Consider the following 22,387-nt stretch of genomic DNA (forward strand, 5'->3'; position numbering starts at 1 on the left):
AGGTTGCATGCGGGCGATATGCAGCGCCGGACAGACCTTGCGGAAAATGGGGCATCGCGCAGCGCCATGCGGCTGGTTCTGTTGGTAGGTCCGACCATATTGCTCGTCTTTGCGGCGAGCTTCGTGCTGGCGTGGACCTTCGACCGCCGCCGGAGGCACCTTCTGGTCTTCGGCGCCTCCTGCTTGCTGTTCTGTCTCGGCACGCTGTCGCAGATCCTGCAGATCCCGCCCGGCGCCGGGCCGAATGCCGTCGTTTCGGCCTTCATCTACACTGCGAGCGTGCTCGCCTTCACCGAAGGGCTGCTCGCCCGGACCGGCAAGCGCACCTCCTTGGCCGAGAAGGCCGCCATCACACTCCTCATCGTCGGGGGCATCGCGTATTTCTATTATGTCGACCGCGACCTGCTGGTCCGCATCTACATCCTCAATTTCGGCTATGGGCTGATATGCCTCGCAACGGCCTGGCGACTGCGTGACATGCGCAAGGGGCGCCTGACGGAGCGCGTGCTGTTCTGGACGCTCCTGGCTTTTGCCCTGCATTTCTTCCCGCGGACGATCCTGACCGTTGGCGTCGCGGCGCCGGATCCGGCCCAGTTCGGCCTGTCGCCGTTCTGGCTCGCGCTGCAGTTCTCGCTCGCCGTGCTCGGTGTCGCCCTGGCGCTTGCGCTCCTTGCCGTGACGGTCGGTGATGTCATCGACGACCTGCGCCGCACGGGCAACCTCGACCCGCTGACCGGCATTCTCAATCGGCGCGGCTTCGAGGAGGGTGCCGCGCAGCGGCTCGCCGACCGTCACAGCCATCCGCTATGCCTCGTCATCGCCGACATCGACCGCTTCAAGAACATCAACGACACCCTTGGCCATCCGGCCGGCGACGAGGTGCTGCGCACCTTCGCGGCCCTGGTGCGGCGGGCGATGCGGCGAGGCGATCTTGGGGGCCGTTTCGGTGGCGAGGAATTCGTACTGCTGCTGTCCGGGTGCGACGCGGAGGGCGCCGCGGCCTTCGCCGAGCGGCTGAGGGCGTCGGTCAGCGAGGCGCGGTTCGGCTCCCTGCCCGACGGCTGGCAGGTCACGGCGAGCTTCGGCCTCGCAGAAGCCCGCGCCGGCGAAAGCCTGGGGCAGCTGGTGGCGCGCGCGGATGCGGCGCTCTATGCGGCCAAGCGGGCCGGGCGCAACCGCGTGCGGCGGCACGGCGCCATCCCCGCCTGAGCCGCCCGTACGGCCGGTTGTCTGGGCGGCGTGTCGCTCGCTGCTCTGCGATTCGACTCGGCCTGCGCCGTCCTCCTCGCCGAACCGGGACGGGCATGCCGGATATCCTCTCGGTTTCAGGCTGCTCGGGCAGCCAGAAACGCGGCCGCAACCGCGCCCTGAGGATGGTGCATCTCAGGTCGTCTCGAGCGGCGCCGAGGCATCGGGCCGCGCCCGCTCGCGCAGATGGAGGTGGCGGGGATTGAACATGGCGTAGTCTTCCAGCGCCTCGAGGTTGGGCAGAATGACCGTACCGTTCTCCATGTCGACGAGTCCGCGTCGGCGCAGCAGTTGCAGCGTCCGGTTGACGTGGACGACGGAAAGGCCGAGGGCATCGGCCAGCTCCTGCTGCGTGACCGGAAACGTGAAGCGCCCCCCGTCGGCGAGTTCCACCGCCTTGAGGCGGTGATAGATTTCGCAGAAGAGATGGGCCGTGCGCTCGCCGGCCGAGCGCCGGCCCATGTTGAGGATCCACTCGCGCGAGATCGCCTCCTCGACGAGCGTCGCCCACCACAGGGCGGTGGTGATGCGCGGGAACCGGGCAGTGACCTGCCGGATCTCCTCCGCCGGCAGGACGGCCACCTCCGCCGCCGTCACGGCCGCGATGGAATGATCCATTTCCTCGAGGACGAACACGCGCAAGTCGCAGATGTCGCCCGGCACGAAATAGCCGAGGATCTGGCGCCGGCCGTCCGGCAGCGCCTTGTAGCGGCAGGCGAAGCCAGACAGGACAAGGTTCACGCCCTGCGGCCGCTCGCCTTCCTCGATGATGATCTCGCGCGGCCGGTAGGGCACGGGCTCGGATGCGAGCGCCTCGATCGCGGCCGTCTCATCGGCATCAAAGGTACTGAAGTTGCTCAGCTTCCGCAGCAGGGGGCTCCTCTTCCCCGACAATAGGCTCATGGGCGGACTCCATCCAGTGGCCGGGACCGCTCCCCGGCAACGGCCATCGCTCAATGCGCATAGGAGCGGTGCGGTTCCGCCCGGCGGGGAACAATCGGGACCGGACGCGATTGGGGGGCCAGGACAGGGAGAGCTGCCATGCATCACACCGACCGGAACATGCGAGCCTGCATCGATGCCTGCCTTCACTGCTATGGAACGTGCCAGTCGACCGCGATGGGACACTGTCTGGCGCTCGGCGGCGCCCATACCGAAAAGCGGCATTTCACGCTGATGATGGCCTGTGCCGAGATTTGCCGCACGGCCGCGCATTTCATGCTCATCGGCTCCGAGCATCACCGGCACGTATGTGCCGAATGTGCCGAGATTTGCAGCCAATGCGCCGATGATTGCCAGCGGCTCGGGGACATGCAGGCCTGTGTCGAGGCCTGCCGTACCTGTGCCGAGCATTGCCGCAAGATGGCGGCGTGACCCTGTTCCGCAGCCCGGAGGTTTTCGTGTCCGACACTCGCCCAGGCATGTCGCACAACGCCCGCGCCGCAGCGGCGCGCCAGCGTGAGGTGCAGAAGAAGGTCGATGCCGCTGACAGTCGCAAGGACGGCGGCGGCGGTGATGGCGCCATGCAGGCCGGCGCGCGCCGCTATCCCGAGCCGCCCTTCCCGGAGCAGCATCACCGCAAGCCCGGCGTCGAGGCCAAGCTCTCGCCGGCACCGATGTACGATGCGCCCTACTACCTCGGCTCGAAAAAGCTCGAAGGCAAGACGGCGCTTATCACCGGCGGCGATTCCGGCATCGGCCGGGCCGTGGCGGTGCTCTTCGCGCGCGAGGGGGCCGATGTCGCCATCGCCTATCTTTCGGAGCACGAGGACGCCGAGGAGACGCGGCGTGCGGTGGAGAAGGAGGGCCGCCGCTGCATCCTGCTGCCCGGCGACGTCGGCAGGCAGGAGACCTGCGAGGAGACGGTGAAGCGCGTGCTCGACGAATTCGGCAAGCTCGACGTGCTCGTCAACAACGCCGCCTTCCAGTACCACGCCTCCGACATCGAGGATCTCACGCCGGAGCATTTCGACACGACGCTGAAGACGAATCTCTACGGCTACTTCTTCATGGCCAAGGCGGCGATCCCGCACATGAAGCCGGGCTCGGCCATCATCAACACCGGCTCGATTACCGGCATCGACGGCAGCAAGGAACTCATCGACTATTCGATGACCAAGGGGGGCATACACGCCTTCACGCGGGCGCTGGCGGCCAACCTGGTGTCGCGCGGCATCCGCGTCAACGCTGTCGCGCCCGGGCCCGTGTGGACACCGCTCAACCCGTCCGAGCGGCCGCCGGAGCAGGTCGCGCAGTTCGGCGCCAAGGTGCCGATGAAGCGCCCGGCCCAGCCGGAGGAGATCGCGCCCGCCTATGTCTTCTTCGCCTCGCCGCACTGTTCCAGCTACATCACGGGCGAGATCCTGCCCATCATCGGCGGCTACTGAGGCGGAGGACGGAGGCACCCATGGGTGAGTATTTCTGGTTCTTCCTCGTCGCCATCGGCCCGGTGCTGTTCGCGGCCGCCGTCATCTATGTCCTGATGCGGCGCCGGCGGCTGAGCCCCGGCGAGCGGGAGAAGCAGCACCGCAAGATCAAGGAGCTCTACGGAGACCGCCGCGAGTGAGCGCGGGGCGGTTTCGCCCTTCTCAGACACCCTCGGCGGAAGGTCCGGTGTAGCGTGCGCGGGGCCTGATGAGCCTGTCCTCCAGCCGCTGCTCCAGCGCGTGGGCGATCCAGCCGACGGTGCGGCCGACGGCGAAGATCGCGAGCGCCGCGCCCGCCGGCAGGTTGAACGCCCGGCGCAGGGCCACCAGCGCGAAATCGATGTTGGGCAGCCGCCCGGCGCTTGTCTGCATGACCTCCGCCAGGGCATCGCGGGCAGCATCCGCCGGCAGCAGCGGCAGGAGGGCGGCGGCGCGCGGGTCACCCTCCGGATAGAGCGGGTGGACGAAGCCCGGCACGCCTTCGCCCCGCCTGAGCCGCGCCTCCACGACCGCGGCCGCATCGCCGGCCCGCTCCACCTCATCGAACAGGATCTCGACCAGGCTCGTCGTGCCGCCGTGCAGGGGACCGCTCAGGGCCGCGAGGCCGGCGTTCAGGCAGGCGCCGAGCGAGGCCCCCGTCGAGGCAACGACGCGCACGGCGAAGGCTGAGGCATTGAGCTCATGATCAGCGGCGAGCACCAGCGCCCGTCGCAGGATGTCGGCGCCCCTCTCGTCGAGATGCCAGGCCCGGGCGAGATGCCGGTGGACGTCGTCGCCGTCCGGCTCCGTCCCGCTGGCCGCGGCGGCGGTCGCACGCAGCAAGGCCACGGCGCCGGGCCAGAGGCTGCGCACGTCGCGCTGCCAGGCGATGGCGCGGCCGGTGGGAACGAGCGGCAGCAGCGCCTGGCATCGTTCCGACAGCGGCAGGTGGGCAAGGCGGGCGAGGAGCGCGGCATCCCAGGGGGATGGTACTCCTGAGGGCGCCTCCGCAAAGGGATTCCGCCCCTCGCAGTTCCAGAGGAGCCGCGCCGTGTCCTCCAGCGTCGCCGTCTCGGCCCAGCGGGTCGCCTCGTGGCCGCGATAGTAGAGGCGGCCGTCCTCGATGAGCGTGATGGCGGATGCGAGGACCGGCAGGCCCCAGTCGAGCGTCGTCTCCGCGACCCGAGCGGGTCGGCGGCCGGTTTCCTTGCGTCGCTTGAGCGCCTCGATGTCGTGCGCGCTGTAGAGGCGCCGGCGCGGATCGCCCGCGGCCTCGCCCGCGCGGATGAGGCCGCGGCTTACATAGGCATAGAGCGTCGCCCGGCTGACGCCGAGGCTCTGCGCAGCCGCCGCCGCGTCCATGAACCGGTCGTGCTGCGCCACCGTCGCTCCTAGATTGATTACATGAATCAATATTGACTATATGTATTCCAGCGCCATCCTCGTGGCAAGCTTTTCGCGAGGATGACCATGACGAGCCGTTCAAACCCATTACCGCCCGCCCTTGCCCCGCTTGCCGCTCATGCCGCGCCGGGGCTCGACGATGTCATCGCCGCCGAAACCGTGCTGAGCCATGTCGATGGCGCGGCCGGGCGCCTGATCGTGCGCGGGCACGATCTGGAGGCCCTTGCGAGCAGAAGCTTCGAGAGCGTGCTCGGCCTGCTGTGGCGGGACCTCGCGCCCGAGCCGATGGAGGAGGCCGAGATCCGCAGCGCGCTCGGCCGTGCGCGCACCCACGCCTTCGCGCTCCTGCCGCCGCTGCTGCCGGCGACGGACGGCCTCGCGCCGGTCGAGGCGCTGCGCCTGCTGCTGTCGGCGCTGGCGGACGCGGAGGAGGGGCCGCATCACGTGCTCGCGGTCGCGGCGGTGCCGGTCTTCGCCGCGGCGATCCACCGCCGCCGCGCCGGGGAGGACCCGGTCGCGCCGGATATGGATCTGGGGCAGGCAGCGGATTTCCTCAGGATGCTGCACGGCAGCCCGGCTGCAGAGAGCCATGTGCGCGCGCTCGACACCTATCTCGTCACCGTCGCCGACCACGGCCTCAACGCATCGACCTTCACGGCGCGCGTCATCGCCTCGACCAAGGCGGGGCTGTTCTCATCGGTCATCGGCGCGCTCTGCGCCCTCAAGGGGCCGCTCCACGGCGGGGCGCCGGGGCCGGTGCTCGACATGCTGGACGCCATCGGCGAGGAAGGCCGGATCCGTCCGTGGCTGACAGAGGCGCTGGCGCGCGGCGAACGGCTGATGGGCTTCGGCCACCGCATCTATCGCGTGCGCGACCCGCGGGCCGACGTGCTGAAGGGCGCCGTGGCCGGCCTGCGCGATGCCGGCGGCCGCATCCGCTTCGCCGAGGCGGTGGAGGCGGCGGCCCTTGCCCTGCTCGCCGAGCGCAAGCCGCTGCGGCCGCTCGAGACCAATGTCGAGTTCTATACGGCGCTCGTCCTCGAGGCCGTGGGCTTTGCACGCGAGAGCTTCACCAATGTCTTCGCGGCGGGCCGCATGGCGGGCTGGACGGCCCATGTGCTGGAGCAGGAAAAGGCCGGCCGGCTTATCCGGCCGCAGTCGCGCTATGTCGGGCCCATGCCGGCATCGCGGCCAGGCGCGTAGAGCCGGATCCCGTCAGATTGAAACCTGATCGGATCGGACCCGGGGAGTGCGCCCGGTGCTTGAAGGGCAACGTCAGCCGAGCAGGGGCGCGACGCGCTTCACCGCCTCCGCCATGGCATCCTGCGGCGTCTTCATGCCGAAGACGGCGGCCTGCGTCTCCTCGATGAAGATATCGTGGGCGCGGGCCTGCTCGTCGAAGGCGGGCAGGTGGATGCGTGAGGCGGCCACCGCCTCGGCCTCCACGCTGGCGTAAGGGTAGCTCTTGCCGAAGGCCGGGTCGGCATAGGTCTTGATCCGCACCGGCCCGTTGCCATTGAGCGCCATCTGCGTCGTCGCGGCGGGCGAGGACAGGTGCCGGATGAAATCCCAGGCGGTGCGCTGGTTCTTGGAATTGGCCGGAATGACGAGCGACCAGAACTCGACCGTCGGCGCATAGCTCGCCTTGCCGACGAGCGCCTCGGCCATCGGCGGCACGAGTGGCTTGAGCTTGCCCGGATAGCGCGACTTCTGCGGGTCGTTGTAGGAGGCGAGGCGGGCGAAGGGCTGGATGCTCATGGCGGCCCGGCCCTGCTGCATCCAGGTCGTCAGTTCCTCGTTGTTGAGCGTCGCCGTGTTACGCGGCAGGACGCCGTCCTTGTAGAGCGAGGCGAGCACCTTCAGCGCCTCGACCATCGGAGCCTCGGCCGCCACGATCTTCCGGTCCTCCGTCATGTAGTCGCCATCGAGGCAGCGGGCGATGGTCAGGAAGTTCGAGGCGAAGACCGGCGTGAAGGCGAGGCCGTAGACCTGGGTTCCGTCGTCGCGTTTGAAGGTGAGCTTGCGCGCCGCCTCGACGAGTTCCTCGAAGGTCTTCGGCAGGGCGACGCCGCGCTCCTCGAACAGCGCCGCATTGTAGATGATGACATTGGTGGCGTGGCGCACGGGCACGCCGTAGAGCGCGCCGTCGAGCTGCAGGGGCTTCACGAGCCCCGGCGCGATGTCGTCGAACTCGGCGATCGGCGCCTCCTTCTGGAAGCTGTCGAGCGGCGTGAAGAGCTTGAGGTTGCGCGGCACGGCCCGGCCGTTGAGCAGATAGGCAACGTCGATCGTCGTCGTGCCGAGCGTCGCCTCGCGCAGGAGGCGTTCGTGGATGGCGTTGACGTCGCCGAGCGTCACCCAAGAGGCGGTGTTGCCGCTCTTCCGGCGCCAGGCCTCCGTCGCGTCGCCGCCCGGACCGGTCGTCGCGGCAGCCTGGTGGACGCGATGGCCGAAGACGTTGAGTTCGAGCCCCGCGGCCATGGCCGTGCGCGGCAGGAGGCCGGCGAGCGCGGCCCCGGCCGAGAGCTGCAGCATCCGGCGGCGTGACAGACGCCAGCCGTCATTCCTTGCCCAAGCGATATCCTCCGCCATCGCGGATCTCCTCCGGTTTCGTTGTTTTAATCGCCCGCCGCGCTGCGTCGTCAGGACGGCAGCAACGGCCTGACCCGTTCGACGACCGACGTCATGGCCGCCTCGGGGCTCTTCATGCCGAGGACCGCCGCCTCGGCCTCTTCCTTGAAGATGTCGCCGGCGCGCGCCGCCTCGTCGAAGGCGGGCACCGGCACGCGCGCCACCTTCAGGACGTCGCGCTCGGCATCCGCATAGGGGACCGACGCCCGGAAGCCGGCATCGTCATAGGTCGAGGCGCGGACGGGACCGTTGCCGCTCAGCGCCATCTTGAGCGTCGCGTCCTTCGTCAACATCGCCTTGATGAAACTCCAGGCGAGGTCCTTGCGCGTGCTGTTCTTGGGGATGGCGAGGCCCCAGAACTCGACCTTCGCAGGCGCAACCGCATAGCGGTCCTTCAGCGTTTCCGAGATCGGCACGGCCCCCGTCATGATCTTGCCGGCGAACTTGCTCTTCTGCGGGTCGTTGAAGATGCGGTTGCGGCCCATGCTCTGCAGGGCCATGGCAGCGCGACCCTGCTGCATCCAGGTCGCGACCTCCTCGGTCGTCAGGGCGGTGAAGTTGCGCGGGAAGGCGCCGGCCTCGAACAGGCCGCGCAGCAGGCGGATGGCATTGAGCATGCCCTCCTGATCCGCCACCACCTTGAAGTCCTTCGTGATGAAATCGCCGTCCCAGGCGCGGGCGATGTCGATGACATTGGGATAGGTGACGCCCGGCATGCACAGGCCGACGCAATTGGTGCCGTCGGCGCGCTTGTAGGTCGCGGCCTTCGCCACCTCGACGAGCTCTTCCATCGTCGCCGGCGGTTTCTCGAAGCCGCGCTCGGCGAGGATGTCGGCATTCCAGTGCAGGCCGGACGAGGCATGCCGCACGGGCACGGCGACGAGCCTGCCGCCGACGGTCATGCCCTCGATGAGGCCGGGGAAGATGTCGGCGACATCCTCCGGCGGGTCGCTGCGCATGTAGTCGTCGAGCGGCTCGAAGAGCTCGGCCGTGCGCGGCACCGCCTGGGTGTTGAGGATGAAGCCGACGTCGACGCTCGTCTGCGACAGGGAGGCTTCGCGGAACAGGCGTTCCTGCAACGGTCCCGTGTCGAACGTCGTCCATTCGACGGCGATGCCCGTATCGGCCGTCCAGGGGGCGGTGACGTCGCCGCTCTGGCCGGTCGCCACGGTCTTGTGGACGCGGTGGGAAAAGACCTGCAGCGGCGGGCCCTTGGCCGCCTGGCCGAAGGCGATGTTCGGGGCAGCCAGCGCCGCCCCTGCCGTTGCCAGCAGCGTCCTTCTGTCGATCGGTGCCATTCTCGTTCCCTCCCTTCGGGCCCGTTCTGCTGCGGGCCTCGCTGGTGATATGGGCCTAGCCTGGCCGGCCCGGCGTCGGGTCCGGCCCGAAGATCTCGCGGATGGCGGCATCGGCGGCGGCGAAGTGGCTGCGCATGGCCGCCTCCGCCGCGGCGGGATTGCCCTCCTCGATCGCCTCGGCGATGAGGGCGTGGCGCGCCAGCGTCACGCGCCAGTCGTCCATGGTGCGCGCCTCGCGCGCGTTGAAGCGCACCATCATGATGCGCACGACCGGCTCGAGCCCCTTGAGCTGCAGCACGACGAGCCGGTTGTGCGCCATCGCCGCCACCTGGTTGTGGAAGGCGAGGTCCGCCTCGATCCACGCCGGCACGTCGCCGAGCGTCGCCTCCATCCGCTTCAGGATGTCGTGCATCACGGCGATGTCGGCCTCGGTGCGCCGCTCGGCGGCGAGCGCAGCGATATGCGGCTCCAGCATGCGGCGCAGCTCCACCGCCTCGCGCAGGCCGTGCTTCGTGCTGCCGACGGCGAAGCGGTAGAAGCGCGCCAGCGGCCCGCTGTCGATGGCCCGCACGCGGCTGACCTTGCCCTGTTGCACTTGGATGACGCCCATCGCCGCGAGCTCGCGCAGCGCCTCGCGCGCGATCGGCTTGGAGATGCCGAAGGTGGCGGCGATCTGCCCCTCAGAGGGCAGGGGGTCGCCGGGCTTGAGGCGGCCGTCGATGATCGCTTCCGTCAACCGCTCGATGACCGCGTCGCCGAGACGGCTCGGCGCGATATCGGCTGCGCCGAGGAGCGTCGCCCAGTCGTCGGCGCGGGCATCGGCCGCGATGTCGAGTTGATCCTGCATGGTGCCTTCATCGCATAAACCCAGCAGGGTTGCAACCTAGAAACTTATCAGATAGGTGAGATACAAGAGAGGAAACCAGAGGCGGGATCATGCCTGACACTCCAAGGCTTGCAGCCGGCCGTATCGCGCGGGTTGAGGTGCATCCGCTGCGCGCCACGCTGCCGACAGCGCAGCGGACTTCGCAAGGCGACTGGACAACGGTCGAGATCGTCGTCGTCGAGGTGGAGACGGACCAGGGTCTCGTCGGCTTCGGGGAATGCCTCGGCCGGCGCGGCGCGGCCGCCTACGCGCGCTTCATCGAGGGCGTGCTCACGCCGAGGATCGTCGGCGAGGATGCGCTCGACCGGCGCCGGTTGTGGAACGCCATGCGCGGGGTGCTCACCGGCCGTGTCGGCGGCATGCTGGTCGAGGCTGTCGCCGGTGTCGACATCGCCCTGTGGGATATTGCCGGCAAGGCCGCCGGCATGGCGGTGGCGAAGCTCCTCGGCGGCGTCGGGCGCGGCACGGTCCCGGCCTATGCTTCCTCGATCAACTGGTTCGACGACGCGGCCGTCGAGGCGGAGGTCGCGGCTGCGCTCGCTGCCGGCTTCCGCCAGATCAAGGTGAAGACGGGCCGTTCCGTGCCCGCCTCGATCGACCGCATCCGCCTCGTGCGTCGTCTCGCCGGCGACGCCGTCGGCCTCAGCGTCGACGCCAACTGGGCCTATGACCTGGACGATGCCGTGCGCGTCGGACGCGCGCTCGAGGAGTGCGGCTACGACTGGTTCGAGGAGCCATTGCGGCCCGAGGATCGCGGGGGCTATCGCCTGTTGCGCGACAAGCTCGACGTGCGGCTCGCCGCGGGCGAGAGCGACTTCACGGCGCTCGACGCCCTGCCAATGCTGCAGGACCGCTCCATCGGCCTCATCCAGCCGGATGTGGCGCGGGCCGGCGGCATCACCGAGACTTGGCGCATCGCCGAGCTCGCACAGAGCTTCAACGTCGCCTATGCCCCGCACGTCGGCTGGTCGGGTGCTGTCTGCGTCGCTGCCAGCCTGCAGCTTGCCGCCGCCGCCGAGAACTGCCTCGCCTTCGAGTGCATGGTCTATCGCAATCCGCTGCGCGAGGCGCTGCTCATGGAGCCGGTCGGCGATCCGGCGACGATGGTCAACGGCGCGCTGCCGGTGCCAGCCGGACCGGGACTCGGCATCACGCTCGACCGGGCGGCGCTCGCCGCCCACCGCATCACGGAGTGAGCGCATGGCGGCCTTCTCGATCTCCGCCATGCAGGAGCCGCGCCGGGCGCTGCCCTATGTCGCCCCCGCGCTCGCGCTGCTCGCCTTCGTCATCCTCATCCCGGCGGTCTATGTGCTGTGGCTCTCCTTCCAGCAGTCGACCTTCGGCCGGGCGGCGACCTTCGTCGGCTTCGCAAACTACGCCAAGATCCTCGCCGATCCCTATTTCTGGCGGGCGCTGGGCAACACGGTCATCGTCGTGCTCGTCGTCGTGCATGTCGAAGTCGTGCTCGGCCTTGTCATGGCGGTGCTGTTCGCAGCCGGTCTGCCCTTTCGGAAGCTGCTCATCGCCGCCGTCCTCGCGCCTTACGCGGTGAGCGAGGTCGGCGCCGTCGTCATGTGGCGCACGTTGTTCGATCCCGATACCGGCTTCATGACGCGGGTGCTCACCGGGATCGGCCTGCCGCCGCTCGAATGGTCCGTGGTGCCGAGCCACGGGCTGGCGCTCGTCGCTCTGCTCAGCATCTGGCTGCACCTGCCCTTCACCTTCATCATCCTCTATGCGGCGCGGCTCGCCATCCCGAAGGACCTCTACGAGGCGGCCGAGATCGACGGGGCGAGCGCGTGGCAGAGCTTTCGCCGCGTTACGCTGCCGCTGCTCATGCCGGCCATCCTCGTCGCCATGCTGTTTCGCTACATCTTCGCCTACCGCCTGTTCTCGGAAGTGTGGCTGCTGACGCAGGGCGGGCCGGCGCGCTCGACCGAGGTCGTCGCCGTCTACCTCTATCTCGAGGCCTTCCGCTACAACGACTTCGGCGCGGCGAGCGCGACCGGATGGCTGATGGTGGTGACCTCGCTGCTGCTCGCCGCCTTCTACCTGCGCCGGCTCTACCGGGAGATGTTCGCCCGTGCCGACTGATCCTGCCTTCACGCCCTCCGGGCTCCTGCGCCTCCTCGGCAAGGCCGTTGCCGTTGCCCTGGTGCTCGCCTGGTCGCTCGGGCCGATCGCCCTCATCGTGAGCGCCGCCTTCACGCCCGAGCGCGACATCTTCGCGACCGGCGTCGGCTGGCGGCCGACCTTCGAGAATTTCGTCGCCCTGTGGCAGCGCTGGGGCGACTTCTTCACCGGGCTCGCCAACAGCTTCATCGTCACCGTGGGCGCGACGCTGCTCGCGGTGCTCACCTCGACGCTCGCGGGCTTCGGCTATTCGCGCTGGCGCAGCCGTTTCCTCTCCGGCTCCGTCTTCGCTATGATCGCGCTGCGTCTCCTGCCGCCCATCGTGACGACGCTGCCGCTGTTCCCGATCGTCAACGCGCTTGGGCTCAACGACACCTATGCGGTGCTCATCATCCTCTACGCGGCCTTCTTCGTGTCGCTCGGCACCATGGTGATGCGCACCTTCATCGACCAGATCCCGCGCGAGCTCGACGAGGCGGCGATGATGGACGGGGCGAGCCAGGCGCAGATCTTCCGCCGCGTCATCCTGCCCCTGTCGGCGCAGGGCATGGTGGCGGTCGCCATCTTCGTCATCGTCTATGCGTGGAACGAGTTCCTCTTCGCCTTCATCTTCACGACGAAGAACGCCAAGACCGCGCCCCTCGTGCTGTCCGAGATGATCGGTTCGCTCGAGGGCGTCGAATGGGGCGTCCTCTTCGCCGCCACCACCGTGCAGCTCCTGCCCATCCTCGCCTTCGTCGTCCTGTGCCAGCGCCATCTCATCGAAGGCCTGACGGCGGGCGCCACCAAGGGCTGAGAAGGACCATCCCGATGACACTCGACCGCCATGAGATCGCTTCGGCCCTGCGTCTCGCCGATCCCGCCCTGTCGCGCTTCGACCCGCTGCCGCGCATCATCGCCTTCGACGATTTCGACCGCGGCTTCTGCGGCTGGACGCAGCTCGTCGGCAATTACGAGGACACGCTCGATGCCATGCATCCGGGCTATGCCCAGCATTCACAGGCCATGCTGTCGACCTTGCCGACATGGGACTTCGGCAGCCACGGCGGCTTCGACGGCAGCTATGCGCTGAAGATCGCGACCCGGCCGCGGGCGGGCGCGCGCAACGTCTCGATCAAGCGGCTCACCTTCCGTCGGCGCGGCCCCATCCGGCTCGAGTTCTACTTCACCTTCAAGCCCGAGGCGAACGAGCTGCGCCTGTCGGAAACCGACGTGCGCTCCATCGGCTTCCTCTACGACCTGCAGACGGGGGACCAGGACGGCGACGCCTGGCGCATCATGCCGCATCTGCGCTTCCTCAACGCGCTCGACGGCGCGCATGTGCAGAAGTGGCAGTTCAAGCGCCGGAACGAGCCCTTCGCCGCGGTCGGAGCCGGAAACAAGACGGTGACGCACTATCACCTGGCGCCGGAAGGATGGGAGGACATCGCCGGCGGCGGGCAGAGGCTCTGCTACAACGAGATTCCGACCAAGGTGAACTGGCACTACTGCCGCTTCGACTTCGACCTTGCGACCATGCAGGCGACCGGCCTTGCCTGCAACGACCGGGAATTCGACCTGTCGGGCTTCGACAGCATGCGCATCCCGGCCATGCGCAACCTCTGGTGCATGCTGAACCTCGCCTTCTTCGTCGAGACGGACACGGACAAGCGCGCCAGCCTCTTCATCGATTCCGTCTGCCTGTCGGGAGATTTCTGATGCTGCGCGAAAGCCAGGCCGCCGTCGTCGCCCGCAATGAGGAGTGGCGGGGCGCATCCGCCACCGAGCCCTACGAGGCCGGCTGGGCGAGCGAGGCCGTTGTCTTCGTGCGCGCCCTGAAGGACGCGGTCGGCGCGCCGGGCCGTGCCCGCGTCGAGCTGTCGCCCGACGGCATGCACTGGGTGGCGGAGGGCAGCGCGTTCGACCTGCCGGTCCGGGCCGGCGAAGTCACCTTCGCGCGCGTCGCGCATTTCGGGACGTGGCTCAGGATCGCCGCGGACCTGCCGGAGGGGGCCGCGCTCACCGTCCTCGTCACCTGGCATCTGAAGGGCTGAGCCATGGGGAGCCCATTCCGCAACGACGGGCGCGTCGCCCTCGTCACCGGGTCGAGCCGCGGTATCGGGCGGGCGGTCGCGCTCGGCCTCGCGCAGAGCGGCGGCGCCGTCGCGGTGCACGGCGCGGAGGGAAGCGCGGCGCTGGACGAAGCGGTGGAGGAGATGCGCACCGCCGGTGTCCGCGCCGAGGCGTTCGCCGCCGATCTCGCCCAGGCGGACGCCTGCCGGCGCCTGCCGGAGGCCGTGGCCGAGGCGCTGGGGCCGATCGACATTCTCGTGCTCAATGCGTCCCTCGAGCTGCGCCGCGACTGGCGCGACGTGACGGAGGAGGAGATTGCGCAACAGGTCGCGGTCAATCTCACCGCGAGCCTCCTCCTCCTGCAGGCCGTGGTGCCAGGCATGGCGGCGCGCGGCTTCGGCCGCGTCATCGCCATGGGCAGCATCCAGGAGGTGCGGCCCAATCCGCGCCTGGTGGTCTATGCGGCGCTGAAGAGCGCCCAGACCAACGTGATGGTCAACCTGGCGCGCCAATATGCGGCGCAGAACGTCACTTTCAATACGGTCTCGCCCGGCGCCATCGCGACCGAGCGCAACGCCGCCGTCCTCGTCGATCCGGCCTATCGGGCGCGTGTGGAGAGCGAGATCCCGGCAGGACGCATTGGCCTGCCACAGGACTGCGTCGGCGCCTGCCTGCTGCTCGCCTCCGATGCGGGGGCCTATATCAACGGCGCCCGGCTCTTCGTCGACGGCGGCTGGCATGTTGGCTGAGCGGGTTGAGCGCGACCGCCCCGCGTCCACTGATTCTTGCCCGCAGGCGCCCTGCGGCGCGGGCGATGGCGTCCGCGACGGCTTGGTGGCGATCGCTCGGCGGGTCCTTCGAGCGCAACGGATAGGCCACATGCCGGTGACGGAGGTGGCCGAGGACCTCGCGGAGACCTGTACGGTCGCGGCTGTCATCGACAAGGTTTTCAAGCCGGACCTGGAAGCTTTGCAGGACACGCCGAACGCCCTCGACGTCCCCGCCGTGCGCGCCGCGATCCGTCCATGGGCGACAGTGGTCGCCTGCCCATGACGCGCCGGGGCTCTGGCGGTAGGATGGCCATGGCGCTGCCCTGCGCGACAGCGCCAGGGGGCGGGACAGGAGTGGGCCATGCCTTTTCTCAACCGTGTGGAGGCGGGACGACGGCTCGCCAAGGCCCTGGCGGGATGGCGGGACGAGGACCCCGTGGTCTTCGCCTTGCCGCGCGGCGGCGTGCCGGTCGCGGCAGAAATTGCCGCCGCTTTCCATGCGCCGCTCGATCTCGTCCTCGTGCGCAAGCTTGGGGTGCCGCGGCAGCCGGAGCTTGCGATGGGTGCGGTCGTTGACGGGGCCGAGCCCATCACCGTGTGCAATGAGGAGATCATCGCGGGGGCGCAGATTGCGCCTGCCGACTTCGAAGCCGTGCGGGCACGCGAACTCGCCGAGATCGAGCGCCGGCGTCGCTTCTATCTCGGATCGCGCCCGCCCGTGCGGGTGGAAGGCCGCTGCGCCATCGTGGTCGACGATGGCATCGCGACGGGCGCGACCGTCAGGGCGGCCCTGCGGGCCATCCGCCGCCGCGCACCGGCGCGGCTTGTCCTCGCGACGCCGGTCGCGCCGCGTGACGTCGTCGCCGATCTCTGCGACGAGGCCGATGCCGTCGTCTGCCTCGAGACACCGGAGCCGTTCTGGGCCGTCGGAGCCGCCTATCTCGATTTCGACCAGGTGGAGGACGAGGCTGTGATCGCGACGCTGGCACGTTTCCCGCCGGACGAGGGCAGCGCCCGACCGTCCTTGCAGCCGTAGGCGCGTCAGCCCTGCGCCAGGGCCAATCGGGCCCGCGCGAGCACGTCATCCGGTGTGCCGTCCGTGTCGACGGCCCTCCAGCCTGGCTCGGCGGTGACGTCGCCCGTTTCGCGCGCGGCCTGCATGGTGACGACCGCGGCATCCGCATCCGACGCATCGCCGCGGCGAGCCTCGACGCGCGCGACGAGTCGCTCGAGCGGTGCCGAGAGCCACAACCCGGAGAAGCGGACGCCGAGCTCGGCGGCGAGCGCCGCGATGGCCGCGCGCTCGCCTGGGCGCTGGTGTACGGCATCGACGATGACCGGCCGGCCGGCTTCCAGCGCCGCCCGGGCATCGCGGCACAGCCGGTCGTAGACCGCGGCAGTCGCCGTTGCATCATAGGCGCTGTCCGGCAGGCGCTCCGTTTCAACCGCGCCAAAGAGCTGCTTGCGGATGACGTCGCTGCGCAGGTGAATGGCGCCGGGCGGGCGGCCGATCAGCGGGGCGAGGGCCGCGGCAAGAGTGCTCTTGCCAGTACCCGAGAGGCCGCCGACGGCGACGAGCCGCGGCGGTCCGGGGTCGAGGACAGCTTCGGCGAGGCTAAAATAGCGCCGGCACTCGGCGCTCGCCCGCTCGCGCGCCTCCTCGTCGAGATGGGCGAGCCCTGCCGCGGTGACCTTCGCCCGGATCGCGGCGCGGACGCTGATGAAGAGCGGCAGCGCGGCGAGCCCGGCGAGGTGGCCCGGCTCGCGGCTCTCGACGAGGTAGCGGTTGAGAAGGAGGTTGGCCTCGCCCTTCAGGTTCCGCTCGATCAGGTCCATCAGCAGGAAGGCGAGGTCGTAGAGCACGTCCGTCGTCGCCAGCGCCTCGTCGAATTCGAGGGCGTCGAACAGGCGGGGTGCCCCGTCGAGGAGCACGAGGTTGCCGAGATGAAGATCGCCGTGGCAGCGGCGGACATGGCCATCCCGGGCGCGCTGTGCCAGCAGCGCGGCCACGCGCTCGCGCGCGGCGAGCGACTGGCGGGTCAAACGCTCCGTCCGTTGCGCGGGAAAGAGAACGGGCTGCTCGGCGAGGCTCGTGCCGTTCTCGGCGATGATGGCCGCGAGCGCGCCGGCGAAATCGGCGCCGTGATGGACGGGCGCCCGCGCATGAGCCTCCGCGACGGCCCGCGCCACGGCCGCGACGATGGCAGGCGTCAGGGCCCCCTCGGCCGCCAGGCGGTCGAGCGTACGGGTCTCGTCGAAGCGGCGCATGTGCACCGCCCACTCCACGATCGTGCCTGGGCCGCCGAGGTTGAGCGTGCCGTCCCGGCGCACGATCGGGACGAGGCCGAGATAGATATCCGGCGCACCGGGCCGGTTGATCGCGATCTCGCACTCGCAGGCGAGCCGCCGCTTCTCCAGGCTGGAGAAATCCATGTAGGGAAAGCGCACGGCGCGCTTCACCTTGTAGGCGTCCGAGCCGGTGAGGAAGACGATCGCGCCGTGCGTGTCGATGCGCTTGACGGGGCCACCCCCGCCATGGCTGTCCGGCGAGGCAAGGAAGCGCAGGATCTCGTCCTGATCTTCGGTGACGTGGTGTGTCGGCGTCATCCTGCCTCGACGGACCGGCGTGGAGCCCGCGCACTCAGTGCTCCGTATGGATGACCTTGTCCTCGGCCTTGCGCACGAGCGTCGCGAATTCCTGCGTATAGTCCGTGACCGCCTGCTGCGCAAAGGCCGTCTGCCGCTCCATGGCCTCCGGCAGGCCGCGGCAGCGGCCGAGATCCTGCCAGAATGAGGCCTGGGCCTCCAGGCGGCGGGCCATGAAGTGCAGCATCTCCGTGCCGATGGCGACCGGCAGGTCGAAGGTGGAAGTCTTGATCCAGAGCGGGAATGCCTCGAGCGGCAGTTGCATGTCGCCGGCGTTCGGGCGGCGCGGACGTGTGGCTTGCTTGTCCGGGGTCATCGTCTCTCCCTCCCTCTTGGAGAACCCAAGCTTGGGCGCGCGGTGGACCCGCGTCCTTGATGAAACGCAATCCTGCCCGGAAAAGACGGCCACTTTCCGGCCGGGGGCTGCGGCGGAGCCTCTTTTATCAGGCAGCAGGCACATGGCCGCGCGCGGCGAGGAGATCGACGATGCGTCCGGCTTCCTGCTGCGGCGTCTCGGCCGTGCCGTCGAGGCGAAGGTCGGGCGCCTGCGGCCGCTCGTAGGGGGCGCCGACGCCGGTGAAGTCGCTGACGAGGCCCTGCCGGGCCCGCCTGTAGAGCCCCTTGGGGTCGCGCGAGGCGCAGACATCGAGCGGCGTGTCGACGAAGACCTCGTAGAACGGCACGTCCTTGGCAATGGCGCGGGCGTTGGCCCGGTCCTGGGCATAGGGGGCGATGGCCGCCACGATGGCGATGAGGCCGGCATCGGCGAGGATATGCGCCACCTCGGCGAGGCGCCGCACGTTCTCGGCGCGCTCGGGCGGCGAGAAGCCGAGATCGCGGTTGAGGCCGTGGCGCATGTTGTCGCCATCGAGCACATAGGCGTGGCATCCCGCCGCGGTCAGCCGGCGCTCCAGCGCATTCGCCACCGTCGACTTGCCGGCGCCGGAGGGACCCGTGAGCCAGAGGATGGCGGGGGTCTGCCGCCCGGCGCTCGGCCGGTCTGCCGTCGTCGTATCGAAGCGCTGCCAGTAGACGTTGGCGGCGGCGTTCACGGCTTCGACCACCATGCCCGCTGCGAGAGTCTCGTTGTTCAGCCGGTCGATGAGCAGCAAGGAGCCGAGCGTTCGGTTGTCGCCATAGCGCTCCACGACGACCGGACGGCCTGTCTCGAGAACGGCCGTGCCGATATCGTTCGCGCCGAGCGTTGTTGCCGGGTTCTCCGCTATGCGCACGACGTCGAGCCGACTGCGCAGGGCGGTGATGCGGCAGGGCACGAGGTCCGTGCCCTGCCGCATGAGCAACTCCCGGCCCGTGCCGAGCGGCATCTCGGACAGCCAGACGAGGCGAACGACCACATGGTTCACGCAGGCCGGCGGGTTGTCCGGGCAGGCGAAAACCGTGCCGCGGCCGGCTTCGATCTCGCGGTCGAGCACCAGCGTCACGGCTTCGCCGGGCCCTGCTTCCTCCAACTCGCCGTCGAAGGTGACGATCTGTCTGATGCGGCTCGGCTGCCCGCCAGGCAAAGCGACCACGGGATCGCCGCGCCGGACGCGGCCGCCGGCGACCGTGCCCTGATATCCCCGAAAGTCCGGATCCGGCCGGCTGACGCGCTGGACGGGAAAGCGCAGGCTGCCGGTACGCCGCGGCGCGAGCGCGAGGGTCTCAAGGAGGTCGAGGAGGGTGGGGCCTGCGTGCCACGGCATCGCGGCGGCGGGATGGACGATGTTCTCGCCGAGGGCCGCCGAGAGCGGCACGGAGCGCACATCGAGGCCGAGACTGTCGGCATGGGGGCGGAACGACGCCACGATGGCCCTGAACACGTTTTCGTCATGGCCGACAAGGTCCATCTTGTTGACGGCGAGAATGACATCGCGGATGCCCATGAGACCGGCGATGACCGCATGCCGCCGCGTTTGCGGGAGCAGCCCCTTGCGCGCATCGACCAGCAGCACCGCGGCGTCGCAGATTGAGGCGCCGGTCGCCATATTGCGGGTGAACTGCTCGTGCCCGGGAGCGTCGACCACGATGAAGCTGCGCCGCGCCGTTGCAAAATAACGGTAGGCGACGTCGATGGTGATGCCCTGCTCGCGCTCGGCGGCGAGGCCGTCGAGCAGCAGGGCGTAGTCGAAGCCATCCTCGCCGCCGGCGCCGGCAACGGCCGCCATCTGGTCCTCCGGCACGAGGCCGGCGTCGGCCATCAGCCGCCCGAGCAGGGTCGACTTGCCGTCGTCGACCGCGCCGCAGGCAAGGACTCTCAGCAGGCCGTGTTCCTTGATCGGCGCGGCGCTCGTCGCGCAGGCATCGATGATGCGCACTCAGAAATATCCTTCCGCCTTCTTGGCCTCGATGGAATCCGCCCGCTCGCCATCGATGAGGCGGCCGGCACGCTCCGACCGGCGCGAACTGCGCAATTCGTCGATGACGGCATCGAGGGTGGCGGCTTCGGATACGACCGCCGCCGTCAGCGGGTAGCAGCCGAGCGTGCGAAAGCGCACCCGCATCGGCTGCGGTGTCTCGCCCGGCGCGAGTGGCAGGCGGGCGTCGTCCACCATGATCAGACTGTCGCCGCGGCGCACGACGGGCCGCTCGCGCGCGAAATAGAGCGGCACCACGGGGATCGCTTCAGCGCGGACATAGGCCCATACATCGTGCTCCGTCCAGTTCGAGAGGGGGAAGACGCGCATGGTTTCGCCCTCGAGGAGCCGCGTATTGGCGAGCCCCCAGGGCTCGGGGCGCTGCATCTTCGGGTCCCAGCGGTGGCCGGGCGCTCGCACCGAGAATATGCGCTCCTTGGCGCGGCTCTTCTCCTCGTCGCGTCGCGCCCCGCCGATGGCCGCATCGGCGCCGAGACGGTCGAGGATCTGCCGCAGTGCCACCGTCTTCATCGCGTGTGTGTAAAGGCCCGCGCCGTGGCTGAAGGGCGATATGCCGGCCGCGAGCCCCTCGTGATTGGTATGGACGACGAGGTCGAGGCCGAGCGCGCATGCCTGCAAATCGCGGAAGGCGATCATCTCCCGAAACTTCCAGGTCGTATCGACGTGAACGACCTTGAAGGGAATGGCCTCCGGGTAAAAAGCCTTGCGCGCCAGATGCAGCAGGACCGAGGAATCTTTCCCGATCGAATAGAGGAGGGCCGGCCGGCGGAACACGGCTGCGGTCTCGCGCAGGACGTGGACGGCCTCCGCCTCCAGCATGCGCTGATGGGCGCTCAGCGCAAAGCGGTCGGTCGATTGGCTTGCAGGCGGGGCGGCGCCGGTCGCGTCCAGCATGGCTCGGCAATCGGATCAAACATGAAAAATGGCAAACAACGCAGGAAAACGGGCAGAATGTAGCCATGGGTGAAACGACTTGCAAGCCTCGCGACGGCGACGTCCGAGCGACGGCTGTTGACATTATCCCTACTATAGGTTTAATTTCCTATATAGGATCATTCATTGCATCAGATCATTCATGGGGACTGCCGTGGCCATCGCTTCCGAAACCACCGCCAATCTGAAGCTGCCCTATATCGCCGCCGGCCAGGCGCAGAAACACGTGACCCATAACGAGGCGCTGCACATGCTGGATGTGCTGGTGCAACTTGCCGTCGCGGACACGGACCGGACGGTGCCACCGGCCGACCCGGCCGAAGGCGCGCGCCATATTGTCGGTGAGGGCGCGACGGATGCCTGGACAGGCAGGGACCACCACGTCGCCATCTTCGTCGACGGCGGCTGGTTGACCTTCGCCCCTGCGCCCGGCTGGATGGCCTATGTGACGGGCGAAGGGCGTCTTCGTGTCTGGACCGGGACGGAATGGGCTACCATGCAGGACGATACGCCGACCGAGCTGCACAATCTCGCCGCTCTTGGCGTCGGCACTCGGGCGGACGAGGTCAATGGCTTTGCTGCCAAGCTCGAGAATGCCCTTTGGTCGGCGAAATACACAGGCGAGGGGGGTAGCGGCACGCTGCGCATGGCGCTCAACAAGGAAGGCTCCGCCGACACGGTCTCGCTCATCTTCAACAGCGACTGGTCGGGACGCGCCGAGATCGGCCTCGCCGGCAGCGACCATTTCGAGATCAAGGTCTCGGAGGACGGCTCGCTCTGGACGCCGGCGCTGCGGATTGATCCCGCGAGCGGCGCGGTAACACTTCCGCAGACGCGGCAGGAGTGCGGCCTGCGCAATCTCCTCATCAACGCCCGCGGCCTCGTGAACCAGCGCGGCTATGTCTCGGGCACGGCGACGGCGGCCGCCGGCCGCTATACGCTCGACCGCTGGCGGGTGGTGGCTGCGGGGCAGGCGCTCGCCTGGACCGAGGCCAACGGCTATCGCACCTTCACCGCACCGGCCGGCGGCGTCGAGCAGGTGATCGAGGGCCTCGACGTCGTGGCCGGCACCTACGTGCTCTCATGGAACGGCACGGCAAGCGCCAGCGTCAACGGCGCGGCCGTGGCGAAGGGCGGCACCGTGTCGCTTGCCGGCGGTGCGAATGTCACCGTGCGCTTTTCGGGCGGCACCTTCGCCTTGCCGCAGCTGGAGCACGGCACGGTGCCGTCGGCCTTCGAGGTGCGGCCGTTCAGCCAGGAACTCGCCATGTGCCAGCGCTACTTCGAGAAGTCATACAACCTCGAGGTGGCACCGGGCACGGCGAGCCAGATGGGCCGGCGCAACCAGAACACCTTCCAGATCGCGACCAATCACCGGGCCGATATTCCCTTCCGCGTCATCAAGCGCGCGGCGCCCACGGTGACGATCTACAACCCGACCACCGGCGCCGCGGGGCAGGTGCGCGCCCAGCCGGACGCGGACATCACCATCGGCGGCGTCTACGTGCCCGGCGGCGCCGGCTGCATGATCGACTTCGTCACGACCGCCACGACCCAGGCCGTGTACTGGCACTGGGTGGCCGAGGCCGAGCTCTGACAACTGCGT

Annotated in this window: 23 protein-coding genes; 14 read left to right on the plus strand and 9 right to left on the minus strand. The window is 69.1% G+C overall.

Going from position 1 to position 22,387, the window contains the following annotated elements:
• The first annotated feature begins 81 nt into the window (after positions 1-81).
• Positions 82-1,209: a GGDEF domain-containing protein gene (locus BOQ54_RS18740; RefSeq protein WP_245316384.1), complete on the plus strand. Its 1,128-nt coding sequence runs from the start codon at positions 82-84 to the stop codon at positions 1,207-1,209.
• A 174-nt stretch (positions 1,210-1,383) separates the two neighbouring features.
• On the opposite strand, the gene BOQ54_RS18745 is transcribed toward BOQ54_RS18740, so the two are convergent.
• Positions 1,384-2,151: a Crp/Fnr family transcriptional regulator gene (locus tag BOQ54_RS18745; RefSeq protein WP_055458565.1), complete on the minus strand. Its 768-nt coding sequence runs from the start codon at positions 2,149-2,151 to the stop codon at positions 1,384-1,386.
• A 138-nt stretch (positions 2,152-2,289) separates the two neighbouring features.
• On the opposite strand from BOQ54_RS18745, the gene BOQ54_RS18750 reads away from it, so the two are divergent.
• The 3 genes from BOQ54_RS18750 to BOQ54_RS20115 are packed head-to-tail and all read left to right on the plus strand — an operon-like array spanning position 2,290 to position 3,814.
• Positions 2,290-2,622 carry a four-helix bundle copper-binding protein gene (locus tag BOQ54_RS18750; RefSeq protein ID WP_055458564.1) on the plus strand — a complete coding sequence of 111 codons (333 nt, stop codon included), beginning with the start codon at positions 2,290-2,292 and terminating at the stop codon, positions 2,620-2,622.
• Between the two features lie 47 nt (positions 2,623-2,669).
• A complete protein-coding gene (locus tag BOQ54_RS18755; RefSeq protein ID WP_055458949.1) occupies positions 2,670-3,635 on the plus strand; it encodes an SDR family oxidoreductase in 966 nt (321 codons plus the stop codon).
• A gap of 20 nt (positions 3,636-3,655) precedes the next feature.
• Entirely contained in the window at positions 3,656-3,814 is a 159-nt protein-coding gene (locus tag BOQ54_RS20115; RefSeq protein WP_019401734.1) for a hypothetical protein, read from the plus strand.
• 22 nt (positions 3,815-3,836) lie between these two features.
• On the opposite strand, the gene BOQ54_RS18760 is transcribed toward BOQ54_RS20115, so the two are convergent.
• Positions 3,837-5,015, minus strand: coding sequence for a citrate synthase family protein (locus tag BOQ54_RS18760; protein ID WP_063189042.1), 1,179 nt, complete (start codon positions 5,013-5,015; stop codon positions 3,837-3,839).
• A 108-nt stretch (positions 5,016-5,123) separates the two neighbouring features.
• On the opposite strand from BOQ54_RS18760, the gene BOQ54_RS18765 reads away from it, so the two are divergent.
• Positions 5,124-6,260, plus strand: a complete 1,137-nt coding sequence (locus BOQ54_RS18765; RefSeq protein ID WP_082831693.1) for a citrate synthase — start codon at positions 5,124-5,126, stop codon at positions 6,258-6,260.
• 72 nt (positions 6,261-6,332) lie between these two features.
• Here BOQ54_RS18765 and BOQ54_RS18770 read toward each other — a convergent pair whose 3' ends face one another.
• The 3 genes from BOQ54_RS18770 to BOQ54_RS18780 are packed head-to-tail and all read right to left on the minus strand — an operon-like array spanning position 6,333 to position 9,833.
• Positions 6,333-7,649, minus strand: a complete 1,317-nt coding sequence (locus tag BOQ54_RS18770; RefSeq protein ID WP_063188729.1) for an ABC transporter substrate-binding protein — start codon at positions 7,647-7,649, stop codon at positions 6,333-6,335.
• A 50-nt stretch (positions 7,650-7,699) separates the two neighbouring features.
• Positions 7,700-8,986: an ABC transporter substrate-binding protein gene (locus BOQ54_RS18775; protein ID WP_055458561.1), complete on the minus strand. Its 1,287-nt coding sequence runs from the start codon at positions 8,984-8,986 to the stop codon at positions 7,700-7,702.
• Between the two features lie 55 nt (positions 8,987-9,041).
• Complete coding sequence (locus BOQ54_RS18780) at positions 9,042-9,833, minus strand: FadR/GntR family transcriptional regulator (protein WP_063188727.1); 792 nt, start codon at positions 9,831-9,833, stop codon at positions 9,042-9,044.
• Between the two features lie 89 nt (positions 9,834-9,922).
• Here BOQ54_RS18780 and BOQ54_RS18785 point away from each other — a divergent pair, with 89 nt between their 5' ends.
• The 8 genes from BOQ54_RS18785 to BOQ54_RS18815 all read left to right on the plus strand — a co-directional run bounded on the left by BOQ54_RS18785 (position 9,923) and on the right by BOQ54_RS18815 (position 15,863).
• Positions 9,923-11,068 (plus strand): mandelate racemase/muconate lactonizing enzyme family protein, encoded by a 1,146-nt coding sequence (locus BOQ54_RS18785; protein WP_063188725.1) that lies wholly within the window; start codon positions 9,923-9,925, stop codon positions 11,066-11,068.
• Positions 11,069-11,072: 4 nt separating this feature from the next.
• Entirely contained in the window at positions 11,073-11,966 is an 894-nt protein-coding gene (locus BOQ54_RS18790) for a carbohydrate ABC transporter permease (protein ID WP_063188723.1), read from the plus strand.
• Positions 11,956-12,801 carry a carbohydrate ABC transporter permease gene (locus BOQ54_RS18795; RefSeq protein ID WP_245282630.1) on the plus strand — a complete coding sequence of 282 codons (846 nt, stop codon included), beginning with the start codon at positions 11,956-11,958 and terminating at the stop codon, positions 12,799-12,801. The genes BOQ54_RS18790 and BOQ54_RS18795 overlap by 11 nt, the downstream gene beginning before the upstream one ends.
• Positions 12,802-12,815: 14 nt before the next feature.
• The gene (locus tag BOQ54_RS18800) at positions 12,816-13,703 is read left to right on the plus strand and encodes a DUF6772 family protein (protein WP_063188720.1); all 888 of its coding nucleotides are present in this window, start codon (positions 12,816-12,818) and stop codon (positions 13,701-13,703) included.
• A complete protein-coding gene (locus BOQ54_RS18805) occupies positions 13,703-14,038 on the plus strand; it encodes a hypothetical protein (RefSeq protein ID WP_063188718.1) in 336 nt (111 codons plus the stop codon). Before BOQ54_RS18800 ends, BOQ54_RS18805 begins: the two co-directional genes overlap by 1 nt.
• Positions 14,039-14,041: 3 nt before the next feature.
• Positions 14,042-14,806, plus strand: coding sequence for an SDR family NAD(P)-dependent oxidoreductase (locus BOQ54_RS18810; protein ID WP_063188716.1), 765 nt, complete (start codon positions 14,042-14,044; stop codon positions 14,804-14,806).
• Positions 14,807-14,936: 130 nt separating this feature from the next.
• Positions 14,937-15,110, plus strand: a complete 174-nt coding sequence (locus BOQ54_RS19900) for a hypothetical protein (protein ID WP_186438068.1) — start codon at positions 14,937-14,939, stop codon at positions 15,108-15,110.
• 78 nt (positions 15,111-15,188) lie between these two features.
• On the plus strand, positions 15,189-15,863 hold the full coding sequence (locus tag BOQ54_RS18815; protein WP_063188715.1) for a phosphoribosyltransferase: 675 nt from the start codon (positions 15,189-15,191) through the stop codon (positions 15,861-15,863).
• 5 nt (positions 15,864-15,868) lie between these two features.
• Here BOQ54_RS18815 and BOQ54_RS18820 read toward each other — a convergent pair whose 3' ends face one another.
• The 4 genes from BOQ54_RS18820 to cysD form a co-directional block, all read right to left on the minus strand.
• On the minus strand, positions 15,869-17,434 hold the full coding sequence (locus BOQ54_RS18820; RefSeq protein WP_063188713.1) for an AAA family ATPase: 1,566 nt from the start codon (positions 17,432-17,434) through the stop codon (positions 15,869-15,871).
• A 34-nt stretch (positions 17,435-17,468) separates the two neighbouring features.
• On the minus strand, positions 17,469-17,789 hold the full coding sequence (locus tag BOQ54_RS18825) for a phasin family protein (RefSeq protein WP_063188711.1): 321 nt from the start codon (positions 17,787-17,789) through the stop codon (positions 17,469-17,471).
• 127 nt (positions 17,790-17,916) lie between these two features.
• Positions 17,917-19,788 carry an adenylyl-sulfate kinase gene (gene cysC / locus BOQ54_RS18830; protein WP_063188709.1) on the minus strand — a complete coding sequence of 624 codons (1,872 nt, stop codon included), beginning with the start codon at positions 19,786-19,788 and terminating at the stop codon, positions 17,917-17,919.
• A complete protein-coding gene (cysD, locus tag BOQ54_RS18835; RefSeq protein WP_082831691.1) occupies positions 19,789-20,742 on the minus strand; it encodes a sulfate adenylyltransferase subunit CysD in 954 nt (317 codons plus the stop codon).
• Between the two features lie 193 nt (positions 20,743-20,935).
• Here cysD and BOQ54_RS18840 point away from each other — a divergent pair, with 193 nt between their 5' ends.
• Positions 20,936-22,378, plus strand: a complete 1,443-nt coding sequence (locus BOQ54_RS18840) for a DUF2793 domain-containing protein (RefSeq protein ID WP_071924723.1) — start codon at positions 20,936-20,938, stop codon at positions 22,376-22,378.
• Positions 22,379-22,387 lie beyond the last annotated feature (9 nt).

It is taken from the genome of Chelatococcus daeguensis, assembly GCF_001887265.1.
In the GTDB taxonomy this organism is placed as follows: Bacteria; Pseudomonadota; Alphaproteobacteria; order Rhizobiales; family Beijerinckiaceae; genus Chelatococcus_A; species Chelatococcus_A sambhunathii.